13 protein-coding genes and 1 tRNA gene are annotated in these 11635 nt (G+C 72.5%); 8 read left to right on the top strand and 6 right to left on the bottom strand.

Annotation, left to right across the window (positions count from 1 at the left end; all coding sequences use genetic code 11):
* The coding region (locus Q7T15_RS00310) for an ATPase domain-containing protein (RefSeq protein WP_304692112.1) at positions 1–747 on the bottom strand (747 nt) is incomplete at its 3' end.
* 25 nt (positions 748–772) lie between these two features.
* On the bottom strand, positions 773–1288 hold the full coding sequence (locus tag Q7T15_RS00305; protein WP_370689061.1) for an SGNH/GDSL hydrolase family protein: 516 nt from the start codon (positions 1286–1288) through the stop codon (positions 773–775).
* Between the two features lie 210 nt (positions 1289–1498).
* Here Q7T15_RS00305 and Q7T15_RS00300 point away from each other — a divergent pair.
* Positions 1499–1589, top strand: a tRNA-Ser gene (locus Q7T15_RS00300).
* A gap of 63 nt (positions 1590–1652) precedes the next feature.
* Here Q7T15_RS00300 and ppk2 read toward each other — a convergent pair.
* Complete coding sequence (gene ppk2 / locus Q7T15_RS00295) at positions 1653–2507, bottom strand: polyphosphate kinase 2 (protein ID WP_304692110.1); 855 nt, start codon at positions 2505–2507, stop codon at positions 1653–1655.
* 65 nt (positions 2508–2572) lie between these two features.
* Between ppk2 and Q7T15_RS00290 the strand changes: the two genes are divergently transcribed.
* A complete protein-coding gene (locus tag Q7T15_RS00290; RefSeq protein WP_304692108.1) occupies positions 2573–3796 on the top strand; it encodes a hypothetical protein in 1224 nt (407 codons plus the stop codon).
* Here Q7T15_RS00290 and Q7T15_RS00285 read toward each other — a convergent pair.
* Complete coding sequence (locus Q7T15_RS00285; RefSeq protein ID WP_304692106.1) at positions 3786–4748, bottom strand: quinone oxidoreductase; 963 nt, start codon at positions 4746–4748, stop codon at positions 3786–3788. The genes Q7T15_RS00290 and Q7T15_RS00285 overlap by 11 nt on opposite strands.
* Positions 4749–5063: 315 nt before the next feature.
* A complete protein-coding gene (locus tag Q7T15_RS00280; protein WP_304692105.1) occupies positions 5064–6083 on the bottom strand; it encodes an isopenicillin N synthase family oxygenase in 1020 nt (339 codons plus the stop codon).
* Positions 6084–6451: 368 nt separating this feature from the next.
* Between Q7T15_RS00280 and Q7T15_RS00275 the strand changes: the two genes are divergently transcribed.
* The 6 genes from Q7T15_RS00275 to Q7T15_RS00250 all read left to right on the top strand — a co-directional run bounded on the left by Q7T15_RS00275 (position 6452) and on the right by Q7T15_RS00250 (position 11307).
* Positions 6452–6676 (top strand): hypothetical protein, encoded by a 225-nt coding sequence (locus Q7T15_RS00275; RefSeq protein WP_304692103.1) that lies wholly within the window; start codon positions 6452–6454, stop codon positions 6674–6676.
* Entirely contained in the window at positions 6673–7299 is a 627-nt protein-coding gene (locus Q7T15_RS00270) for a TetR/AcrR family transcriptional regulator (RefSeq protein WP_304692101.1), read from the top strand. Before Q7T15_RS00275 ends, Q7T15_RS00270 begins: the two co-directional genes overlap by 4 nt.
* 38 nt (positions 7300–7337) lie before the next feature.
* The gene (locus Q7T15_RS00265; protein WP_304692099.1) at positions 7338–9446 is read left to right on the top strand and encodes a heavy metal translocating P-type ATPase; all 2109 of its coding nucleotides are present in this window, start codon (positions 7338–7340) and stop codon (positions 9444–9446) included.
* Between the two features lie 77 nt (positions 9447–9523).
* A complete protein-coding gene (locus Q7T15_RS00260) occupies positions 9524–9886 on the top strand; it encodes a hypothetical protein (protein WP_304692097.1) in 363 nt (120 codons plus the stop codon).
* A 98-nt stretch (positions 9887–9984) separates the two neighbouring features.
* Positions 9985–10338, top strand: coding sequence for an ATP-dependent DNA ligase (locus Q7T15_RS00255; protein ID WP_304692095.1), 354 nt, complete (start codon positions 9985–9987; stop codon positions 10336–10338).
* Between the two features lie 9 nt (positions 10339–10347).
* The gene (locus tag Q7T15_RS00250) at positions 10348–11307 is read left to right on the top strand and encodes an alpha/beta fold hydrolase (protein WP_304692093.1); all 960 of its coding nucleotides are present in this window, start codon (positions 10348–10350) and stop codon (positions 11305–11307) included.
* A gap of 22 nt (positions 11308–11329) precedes the next feature.
* Here Q7T15_RS00250 and Q7T15_RS00245 read toward each other — a convergent pair.
* A partial coding sequence (locus Q7T15_RS00245) for a DUF6186 family protein (RefSeq protein WP_304692090.1) occupies positions 11330–11635 on the bottom strand: 306 nt, incomplete at its 5' end.

Below are 11635 nucleotides of genomic sequence, written 5' to 3'. Positions count from 1 at the left end.
GCGCACGAAGCGCAGCGCGGTCTGGCGGTCGCCCTCGAACTGGCACACGACATCCACCAGGTGCTCGAGGAGTCGGGGGCCGGCGATCGTGCCGTCCTTCGTGACGTGGCCGACGAGGACGACGGGGAGGTCGCGCTCCTTCGCGACGCGGATGAGCGTGGCCGCGACCTCCTTCACCTGCGAGACGCCGCCGGCGAGGCCGTCGATGAGGGGGGATGCCACGGTCTGCACCGAGTCGACGATGACGAGCTGCGGCTGCACCTCGTCGATCTGGCCGAGGATCACCGAGAGGTCGGTCTCGGCCGCGAGGTAGAGCTCGTCGCTCAGCGCGTTCGTGCGGCCGGCGCGCAGGCGGACCTGGGCCGTCGACTCCTCCGCCGAGACGTAGAGCACGCGCTGGCCGCGGCGGGCCGCGCGCGAGGCCACCTCGAGCAGCAGCGTGGACTTGCCGACCCCCGGCTCGCCCGAGAGCAGGATCGCCGCACCGGGCACGATGCCGCCGCCGAGCACGCGGTCGAACTCGGCGATGCCGGTCGGGGTGTGGCTCTCGCCGCGCGCGCTGATCTCGGTGATGGGCCGCGCGATGCGGGCCTCCGCGACGCGCGCTGACGTCGTGCGCTGCGTGACCGCCGCGGGGCCGGCTTCGACGACCGTGCCCCACTGCTGGCACTCTCCGCAGCGGCCGGCCCACTTCGGGGTCGTCCACCCGCACACGGAGCAGCGGAAGGTCGTCGTCGGGCGGGCCATGCGGACAGGATAGGCGCGACCACCGTCAGGCGCGGCGCAGCCGCTTCCCGCGCCGCGTGACGGCACCGGCGAACGCCGACTCCCACACCCGATACCCGATCGCGGAGGGGTGGAACTGATCCCACGCGAACTCCGCGAACGCGCCCCACTTCCGGCGAGCCTCGGTGACGCGGTGCAGCGGTGCGACGGCGAAGCCGGCCGCCCGCGCGCGCTCGCGGATCATGCGCGAGGCGACCACGGCATCCCCCTCACGCGGCCCGAAGTGGAAGCACGGCAGGTCGGCGACGATCGCGTGCGCCGGCAGGCCGGCGAGCAGGGCGTCGAGCGAGTCGGAGAAGCGCGCGGCGTCGAAGCGGCGCATGTCGTTGGCTCCGACGGCGACGGTCACGAGTTCGGGCCGCAGCTCGGCGAGACGGGGCAGCTGCTCGGCGATCGCGTCGTCGATGCGCGCGCCGTAGCGCGAGAGGTCGACGATGCGCACCGAGCGTCCGCTCGCGCGGGCGAGACGATCGGCGACTCGGCTGACGTACCCGGCCTGCAGGCGCGCGCCGATGCCCTGGGCGGCCGAGTCGCCGACCGCGACGTACAGCAGCTCGCCGTCGCGGCGGGCCCGACGCCGCCAGGCCGCCTGCCGCGCACGCAGTCACGGAGTGCGCAGGCTGACCGTCATGGCCGCATCGTATCGGGGGCGGATGCCCGAGCCCCGCCCGCGGATTCGACCGAGCCGCGCGGCTGTACTAAAGTCTCTCCCGGTGACGTGTCCGAGCGGCCGAAGGTGCAACTCTCGAAAAGTTGTGTGGGTGTTGAGCCCACCGTGGGTTCAAATCCCACCGTCACCGCCAGCGTCGAAAGCCCCGAGTCTCAGCGACTCGGGGCTTTTCGCGTCAGCGTGCTGCGCCTCCGCGTCAGCCCTTTTCCTTCGACTGCTTGCGCAGCTCTGCCGCGATGTCGGGAACGAACTGGTGGGTCTCTCGCGGCGGGCGCTCGTAGTCGGTCGCGGGCGGCCGATCGGGGATCTCCACCGGCTCCGGCTCGGTCCGGTGGTAGGGCACCTGGGTCAGCAGGTGCGCGATCGAATTGAGGCGCGAGGCCCGCTTGTCGTCGCTCTCGATCGTCCACCACGGCGCTTCGGGGATGTCCGTGGCGGCGAACATCGCATCCTTCGCCCGCGAGTAGTCCTCCCACCGATGGATCGACTCGAGGTCGGTGGGCGACAGCTTCCACCGCCGCATCGGGTCCTCCAGGCGCGAGGCGAAGCGCTCCTGCTGCACCTCGTCCGACACCGAGAACCAGTACTTGATGACGAGGATGCCGTCCTCCACGAGCATCCGCTCGACGACCGGGACCTGGTGGAGGAACCGGTCGTACTGCTCGTCGGTGCAGTACCCCATGACGCGCTCGACTCCCGCGCGGTTGTACCAGGAGCGGTCCATGAGCACGATCTCGCCGGTGGTCGGCAGTCGCTCGACGTAGCGCTGGAAGTACCACTGGCCCTTCTCGCGCTCGGACGGCTGCGGCAGGGCGACGACGCGCGCGTGCCGGGGGTTCAGGTACTGCATGACCCGCTTGATCGCGCCGCCCTTGCCGGCCGCGTCGCGGCCCTCGAAGATCACGAGCACGCGGGCGCCCGAGGCGATGACCCACTGCTGCATCTCGACGAGCTCGATCTGCGGGCGCTCGAGCTCCGCCTCGTACAGCTTCTTGGGCACGCGCTTCACGTTCGTGCCGTGCTTCTTCGACTTCTTCGTCTTCTTCGACATGGGTCGCCTCTCGATCGCCTCACCCTAGCCCCGACGCGGAATCGAGAGATCGTTATGATCGGCGCATGGTCAGCATCGACGCCCCGCCCGCCGCCGCCGGGAGGCTCGGGCGACGATGGGCGCTCGGTCTCACGATCGCGTCCGTCGTCGTGGCGGTGACCGCGACGACTCTGTGGTGGACGGTGATCACGCGCGCGGACGAGGCCGGCACCGACCTCGCACTGCTCGTGACCTCACTCGGCACGGGGCTGGCGCCCGTGCTCGCCGTCGCGAGCGCCGCCGTCACTCTGCACGGTCTGCGCGTCCTCAGTCGCCGTCGGGCGACCGCCATCGTCGCCCTCGCCGCGATCGGCTTCCCCCTCGCAGCGCTCGCCGCCCACTCGTGGAGCCTCGGCTTCGACCTCGCCGACGCGGGGGCGCCGATGACGGGCCTCGCCGCGGCGACCGCGCCGCTTCTGCTCGGCGCGGTCGCGAGCGGGGCTGCGCTGCTCGCGCTCCTCGTCCACGCGCTCTCGCGGCATGCGGGCGTCCCCTCCGCCCCCGCCGTCGGTCTCGCGCTCGTCGCCGCGGTCGTGGGCGTGCCGCTCATCGGGTGGGGCTTCCTCGTGCCGGCCTCGAGCGCGGCCCTCGCCGTCGCGGCCCTGCTGCTCGCGGCGCTCAGCTCGCCGCGCGAACGGCCCGCGGCGAGCATCCGCCCCCTGATCGCGACGAACGGGCGTCGAGGGGACCGGTCGAGCGATCGCCTCGCCGTCGGGCTCGCGCGCCTGGCCGCCGGGGCCGGAATCCTCGGCGCCGCCTTCGCGCTCGCCGGGCCGCTCTGGTGGCCCGTGCCGATCGACGGCACCCAGGCGATGATCGTCGGCATCAGCATCCTGCTCGCGGCGGGCGTGCCCCTCATCGCCTCGCTCGCGCTCCTCGTCGAGTCGCGCTTCCCGGTCGCGCGGAGTGTCGTGCGCGGCCCGGCCATCGCGCTCGTCCTGGCACTCGCGATGATGGGCTACTGGTACACGAGCGCTCCCGACGGCGACGCCAACTGGTGGGCGGTCTCGGTCGCGTCGGTCTTCGTCGGCGTCGCCGTCGGGGGGATGTCCGCCCTCCTCCCCGTCGCGCGCCCCGTCGCGATCGCGGTCGGCCTCGGCGTCGCGCTCGCGCTCGCCGCGGCGCAGGTCGCCGCGTTCCTGCCGATGCTCGCGTTCGCGGTGCCGATCCTCGCGATCGTCGTATTGGTGCTCGACGCGCGCGGCGCGCGCCGCCGGGACGCGGAGCCCGCGGCCGCCGCTACGGCGTGAGCAGCAGCTTTCCCGTCGTGCCACGGCTGGCGAGCGCGGACTGCGCGGCCCCGGCGTCGGCGAGCGGGAAGCGGCCGCCGACGCGCACGTCGAGCTCGCCGGCCCCGAGCGCCGCGAACAGGTCGCGGTAGCGCCACGCCCGCTCGTCGGCCGACCGCAGGAAGTGCCCGAGCGAGGGCCGCGTGACCATGAGCGACCCGCCGGCGTTGAGGCGCTGCAGATCGAACGGCGGCACCGGCCCGCTCGCGGCGCCGAAGAGCACCATCGTGCCGCGCACCGCGAGCGCGGCGAGCGAGCCGTCGAACGTCGTGCGGCCCACGCCGTCGTACGCGACCGAGACGCCGTCGCCGTCGGTGAGCTCGCGCACGCGCTCGGAGAAGCCGTCGTAGCCGATCGTCTGCCAGGCACCGGCGGCGCCGCTGAGCGCGGCCTTCTCGTCGTCGGAGGTCGTCGTGATGACGCGCACGTCGCGCGCGGCGAGCAGCTGCGTGAGCAGCAGGCCGACGCCGCCCGCCCCCGCGTGCAGCAGCACCGTGTCTCCGGGTCCCGGATGCGCGACCGAGGTCGAGAGATAGTGCGCGGTCAGCCCCTGCAGCGGCAGCGCTGCCGCGGTGTCGAGGTCGACGCCGTCGGGGACGACGACCGCGCGATCGGCTACAACCGTGAAGAGCTCGGCGTACGTGCCGCGCGCCTCGCTCGTCGTCACGCGGTCGCCGACCTTGAGGGTGGTGACGCCCTCGCCGAGCTGCTCGACGACGCCGGAGGCCTCCGAGCCCGGGGTGAACGGCAGGCTCACCGGGTAGCCCCCGGTGCGCTGGTAGATCTCGATGAAGTTGACGCCGGCGGCGTGAGTGCGGACGAGCACCTCGCCAGCGCCGGGGGCGGGAGACGGAGCATCCGTCGCCTGCAGGACCTCGGGGCCGCCGGTCTCGGTCATCGTGATCGCGCGCATGCTCGTCCTCTCCGCGGGGTGCGGATCGAGCCTAGCCAGGATGCCCGGCGCGAGACGCGGAGACGACCGGCTGCAGGGCGAAGCGCCGGCGAGAACGGGCCGAGGAGGTGGGCCCTGCTCCCCGGCTCCCCCGAGCCGGGGAAGCAGTGTGCACCGACCGAAGTCGTGCCCCCCAGATAAGCGTCACGTACGATCCCCCCGGATCTGTGCCGCTACCACGACGGTAGTGGTCGCCCCGGGAACGGTCATCCCCCACTAGGGGGAGCCTTCCTTCGGGGGGCACCCGACAGGGGGGTCAGCGACCTCCCGAGCGGCTCACAGGAGCCAGTCGGGGTACTGCGCCTCGACGACGTTGCGGTGCGCGCGCACGCGGCTCTTGAGCCAGTTGCGGCCGAAGACCGGGTGCAGCGGATTCGCCGGGTCGCGGTCGACGCCGGGCGCCTCGGCGGCGAGCTCCGGGGGCAGCGGGATCGTCGGAACCTCGGCGTCGAGCGCGGGGCCGTGGAAGTACGGGATCGAGATGCGCTCCGTGCCCGGCGCCGGCGAGAGCACGCGGTGCTTCGTCGCCTTGAGGTAGCCGTCGGTCGCGATCTCGAGCAGCTCCCCGATGTTGACGACGAAGGCGCCGTCGACGGGCGGGGCGTCGATCCACGCGCCGTCCTTCTCGACCTGGAGGCCCCCGCGGCCCTCCTCGACGTAGAGGAGGGTCAGGACGCCGAGATCCTTGTGCGCGCCGACGCCCTGCGCGGGCTCGGGGGCGTCGACGCCGGGGTAGCGCGCGATCTTGAGGTGCGGGGACGAGTTCGCGAAGGCCGCGTCGAAGGTGTCGGCAGGGGCTCCGAGCGTCTCAGCCCAGGCGCGCAGCAGCCGCGTGCCGATCGCGTCGAGGCGGGCGATCCACTCCTCCGAGACCTCGCGCAGCTCGGGCAGCGCCGCGGGCCACAGGTTCGGGCCCTCGAGCGACCAGTAGCGCTCGACGCCCTCGGTCAGCGGCACGGCGGGGCGCTCGGCGCCGATGTCGATCTGCTCGCGCCAGTCGGTCTGACCGAGCGTCTGCTCGCCGCCCATGCGCGTGTAGCCGCGGAAGTGCGGGCTCGTGACGTTCTCGATCGCGAGCTTGTCCTCCTCCGGCAGTGCGAAGAACGCCCGCGCCGTGTCGAAGGCGCGGGCGATGAACTCGGCGGGCACGCCGTGGCCGACGAGGTAGAAGAAGCCGACCTCGTGGGTCGCGCGGCGCAGCTCGTCGCGGAATCGGGCGGCCTCGGCGTCGCTCCCGTCGAGGAGGGACAGGTCGAGGACGGGGAGGGTGAGGGCGGATGCGGGAGTCGTGGTCATGAGGATCGGTGCCTTTCGCAGGGGGCGGCGACGGGCATCCGTTCGGTCAGGATGCGGTCGGCCGCGAGTGTCGTCGAGGGGTGCGCGGGATGCGCGGAAGGAGCTGGTCGGTCAGAGAGACGAGCGACAACAGCAGCGACGACACGAAAGGCGACTCATGATGGGTCGACAATAGCAAAGGGAATCGGCTCTGGCGACACCCGGATCCGCCCGGGAATCGAGGAGATCTCGTTCGTTCCGGGAGCGTTCCGCCTGGCCGGCGGCACTAGCGGTGGAAAAAGGACCTGCCTACACTTTTGCACACCCTGCATGTATGCCTGGCCTGCACCTCCGGCTCGGGATATCACCGACCGGAACGGAGACTCCACGTGCCCTTCACCTACTCGCTCGACACCGCGCGCCTCGTGCGCGTCGCCGCCTCGCTCGGTCTCGATAGCGACCCCGACTTCGACCTCGCGGCGCACCCCGTGATGCTGACGCCGCGCGTGCACTCCCCGTACTTCGCCGAGTGGGAGTTCGACCTCCCGACCCGCGGCAGCGGCTACTTCGACGACGAGGCGGCGGCTCCCGTTCAGGCTGCGATCGCCTCGTGACCCCGACATCGCCCCCGCTGCGGGAACGCAAGCGGGCGGCGATGCTCGAGCAGCTCGAGCGCGCGGCGGTCGAGCTCGCGGCCGAGCACGGCTACGACGCCGTGACGATCGAGATGATCTGCGAGGCCTGCATGACCTCGCCTCGCACCTTCTACAACTACCTCGGGTCGAAGGAAGCGGCCATTCTGGGCCCGCGCACGCCCTTCGCCTCGGAGGAGCAGGTGCAGCGGTTCGTCCATGAGCCGACCGACGACATCCTCGTCGACTTCCTCAGCATGGTGATCGACTCGCTCACCGAGAACGCGATCGACCCCGAGCTCTACCAGCTGCGTCAGCGAGTCATCTACACGACGCCCGAGCTGTCGGCGAAGCGGCTCGCGATCGACGGCGAGATTGAGGCCCGCTACCGGGCGGTCATCGTCGAGCGCTTTCGTGTCGCCGGGCGCATCGATTCGACGGATGCCGAGCTCGACGACGAGGCGCACATGGTCATCGCCCTCACGCGGGGCGTCCTGACCTACACGGCGGCGAAGTGGTACGAGCCGGGCTTCGACCGGACGGTGCGCGAGCTCATCGAGGACTCGATCGTGCTCGTGCGGCGCGTTCTGAAAGGTTCCTCCTAGCCCTCGACAGATACCCCATGGGGGTATACAGTACCGGCATGAGCACGCATGCCGAGCACACGCACGACCAGACGCACGAGCACGCGCCGAGCGCCGAGAGCGCCGGCCACGGAGCGCACGACGCCCAGCAGGGCCATGACGCGCACGGAGGCCACGGCGCGCACGGCGGCCACGGCGGCCACGGCGACCATGTCGCCCAGTTCCGCCGCCTCTTCTGGTGGAACCTCCTCCTCGCCATCCCCGTCATCGCCTTCAGCACGATGTTCGCGACGGTCCTGGGCTACGAGCTCCCGAGCATCCCGGGCATCGAGTGGATCTCGCCCGTCCTCGGCGCCGTCATCTACGTCTGGGGCGGCCGCCCGTTCCTCACGGGCGCCGTCGACGAGCTCAAGGCCCGCAAACCGGGCATGATGCTGCTCATCGCGCTCGCCATCACGACGGCCTTCATCTCCAGCATGGGCGCGAGCCTCGGGCTCCTGCCGCACGAGCTCGACTTCTGGTGGGAGCTCGCCCTCCTCGTCGTCATCATGCTCCTCGGCCACTGGATCGAGATGCGCTCGCTCGCCCAGACCACGAGCGCCCTCGACTCGCTCGCCGCGCTCCTCCCCGACGAGGCCGAGCGCATCACCGACTCGGGCACCGAGACCGTCGCGCCGAGCGACCTGCGCCTCGGCGACCGCGTCATCGTGCGCCCGGGCGCCCGCGTGCCCGCCGACGGCCGCATCGTCGAGGGCGCGGCCGCGTTCGACGAGTCGATGATCACGGGCGAGTCCCGCGCCGTCCAGCGCGAGGCGGGCGACCCGGTCGTCGCCGGAACCGTGGCGACCGATTCGGGAGTCCGCATCGAGATCACGGCGGTCGGCGACGACACCGCGCTCGCGGGCATCCGCCGCCTCGTCGAGACCGCGCAGAACTCATCGTCGCGCGCGCAGCGGCTCGCTGACACGGCCGCCGCGTGGCTGTTCTGGTTCGCGCTCGGCGCCGCCGCGATCACCGCGGTCGTCTGGTTCGCGCTCGGGATGCCCGGCGACGCGATCGTCCGCACCGTCACCGTCCTCGTCATCGCGTGCCCCCACGCGCTCGGACTCGCGATCCCGCTCGTCGTGTCGATCGCGACCGAGCGGGCGGCCCGCGGCGGCGTGCTGGTGAAGGATCGCCTCGCGCTCGAGAGCATGCGCACCGTCGACGCCGTGCTGTTCGACAAGACCGGCACCCTCACGAAGGGCGCCCCGACCGTGACGGCCGTCGAGACCGCTGGCGCACACACCCCGGACGAGCTGCTGGGTCTCGCCGCCGCCGCGGAGGGCGACAGCGAGCACCCCCTCGCGACCGCGATCGTGCGCGCGGCCGCCGAGCGCGGCATCGCCGTGCCGACGGCGACGGGCTTCACCTCGAGCCCGGCGACGGGCGTCACCGCGACCGTCGAGGGCCGCACCGTGAGCGTCGGCGGGCCGAGCATGCTGCAGCGCCACGGCGCGAGCGAGCTGCCGGTCGCCGATGCGTGGCGCGAGCAGGGCTCGATCATCCTGCACGTGCTTGTCGATGACGAGGTCGTGGGGGCGCTCGCGCTCGCCGATGAGGTCCGCTCCGAATCGCGGCAGGCGGTCGACGCCCTGCACGAGCGCGGCCTGACCGTCGTCATGATCACGGGTGACGCCGAGGCCGTCGCGCAGTCGGTCGCCGCCGAGCTCGGCATCGACCGCGTCTTCGCGGGTGTGCGCCCCGAGGACAAGGCGGCGAAGGTCGCCGAGCTGCAGGGCGAGGGCTTCCGCGTCGCGATGGTCGGCGATGGCGTCAACGACGCCCCCGCGCTCGCGCAGGCCGACGTCGGCATCGCGATCGGCGCGGGCACCGACGTGGCGATCGGCTCCGCCGGGGTGATCCTCGCGAGCGATGACCCGCGCTCGGTGCTCTCGGTCATCGAGCTCTCGCGCGCGAGCTACCGGAAGATGAAGCAGAACCTGTGGTGGGCGGCGGGCTACAACCTCATCTCGGTGCCGCTCGCGGCGGGCGTGCTCGCGCCCGTCGGGTTCATCCTGCCGATGTCGGTCGGGGCGCTGCTCATGTCGGCGTCGACGGTGGTCGTGGCGCTCAACGCGCAGCTGCTGCGTCGTCTGGACCTGCGCCCCGATCGCCTCGGCCGGTAGGGGACTTCGGCTCTGGCGGGTTCTGCCGGAGAGCGGCAGAATGTGGCCGATCGATTTCCCTGACCGGGAGGTGCGAGATGGGCCTGCTCGCGTACAGCGCCGAGCGCATGAGCTTCTACTTCGACGATGTCGTGCTCGCGCACGTGCAGGCGGTCGCGACCGCCAAGCTGCGTCGACATGAGCCGTTCTTCCTGTCGTGGCGCGACCCGCAGGTCGTCGGTGGAGGCCGCAGCGCGATCTGGCTGCACCCCTCGATCCCGCTGTCGTTCCACTTCGACGCGTGCGAGCGCCCGCCCCTCGATCGGCAGCTGCTGGAGGAGATGGCGATCGCGGCGAGCGGCGCCGGCGGCCTCGATCTCTCCGATGAGGGCCACCTGAGCCGCACGGCGATGCCCTCGCACAACGCCATGAAGCGCCACGATCTGCCGATGACGGTCTGAGGAATCATCCATCTGAATCGAGTCCAGCCCGACCCGATAGCATGCGGGCACATCGTCGCCCCATCGCCCTCGAGGCGCCACCGGAAGGATTCTGCACGATGGGAACCCTGATCTACGGCTCGGTCGGCCAGCAGTTCGACTTCGACGACCGCGTTCTCGCGCACCTGCAGGCGCTGTTCTCGGCGAAGCTGCGCCGCGGTGAGAACTTCTTCCTCAACTGGCGCGACCCGCAGAGCGTCGGCGACGGCCGCAGCGCCATCTGGATCGACACCTCCGTGCACATCTACTTCAAGTACTCGAGCGCCGCGCACGGCCCGCTCGACCGCGAGTGGCTCGAGGAGATGGCGGTCGCCGCTCTCGGCCCGCAGGGCCTCGATCTCTCGGACGACCCGCGCATGAAGCGCACGGTCACCGCGAAGGGCAACAGCGTCAAGCGCAAGGATGCCCACTAGGGCCCCGACATGACGGCCGCCTCCCGCATCATCACAGGCCTCGCGATCGGCGCGGGTCTCACGGCCGCGGGCTGGTTCGCGGCCCGCGCCGCGTCGCCCGCGGTCCGCTCGTGGCGGCCGGGTGCCGGCGAGCTGCAGGTCGCCGGGCCGCTCGGCGTGCGCGTCTTCGGCGAGGGCGACACGGTCGTCCTGCTCCTGCCGGGAATCGCCGCGTCGCAGGTGTTCTACGGCGACGTCTACGACCGGCTCGGCGCGCACGCGACCGTCGTCGTCGCCGACCCCCTGGGCTTCGGCGACTCGATGGTGCACGGCACCGCGGGCGAGTCCGTCTCGCTCGCGACCCACCTCGCCGCCCTCGATGCGGCGCTCGACGAGCTCGGCCTCGGCGACCGCCCGACGATCGCGGTCGGGCACTCGATGGGCGCGAGCCTCGCGATCCAGTGGGCGGCGACGGCGTCGACCGTGCGCGCGGTCGTGGCGTTCGACGCTCCGCTGTACCGCACGCGCGCCGAGGCCGACGAGCGCGTCGCGGGCATGGGCTGGTTCGAGGCGCTCATGGCGAGCGGCCCGGTCGCCGAGCGCACGTGCGCCTGGGTGTGCGAGAACCGCGATGCCGCCGCTCGACTCTCCGTGGCGCTCAACCCCGATCTGCCCGCGCCGATCGCGCGTGCGGGGGTGCGCCACACGTGGGAGGCCTACACCCGCAGCTTCGACGCCCTCGTCGCCGGCCAGACCTGGGAGGGCGCCCTCGCCCACCTCGACGAGCGGGGCATCCCGGTGCTGCTCGTCGACGGCGACCGCGACCCGGTGCCCGTCCCGGGCCGCGCGGTCGAGCTCGCCGAGCGCTACTCGCGGGTCTCCGCCCGCGGCCTGCCCGGTCGCCACGACCTGCCGCTCGCCGACTCGGCGGCGTGCGCCGGCGTCATCGAGGGGATGCTCCTCTCGACCGACCACGCCGCCCGACTCTGACCGCTCGCGCGACGGCCGCGCCTCAGAGCCCGTAGCTGCGCGTCGGGTCGGCGAGGAAGTGCCAGCCGATCCACCACCACGTGGCGACGACCGCGACGCGGATCGTCCGGTCGCCCATCGCGGCGGCGATCGTGTCGCCGAGCGGCTCGAGCCGGCCGACGCCGCGGCGCGCGGCGACGTCGATCGCGACCGCCGCGACGATGACGGCGAGGTAGCCGGCGATCGTGATCGCCCGCGTGAGCTCGACGTCGATGACCACGTCGATCACGAGCGGACCCCCGCCGAGGGGAGGGGCGCGCGCGGGCCCGCCCGCCGCGCGGCGGCCCCG

Origin of the sequence: Microcella sp. (assembly GCF_030645145.1) — a bacterium.
Lineage (GTDB): Bacteria > Actinomycetota > Actinomycetes > Actinomycetales > Microbacteriaceae > Microcella.
Note: the sequence above shows the minus strand (reverse complement) of the source record. Positions and strands in the feature narration are given on the sequence as shown.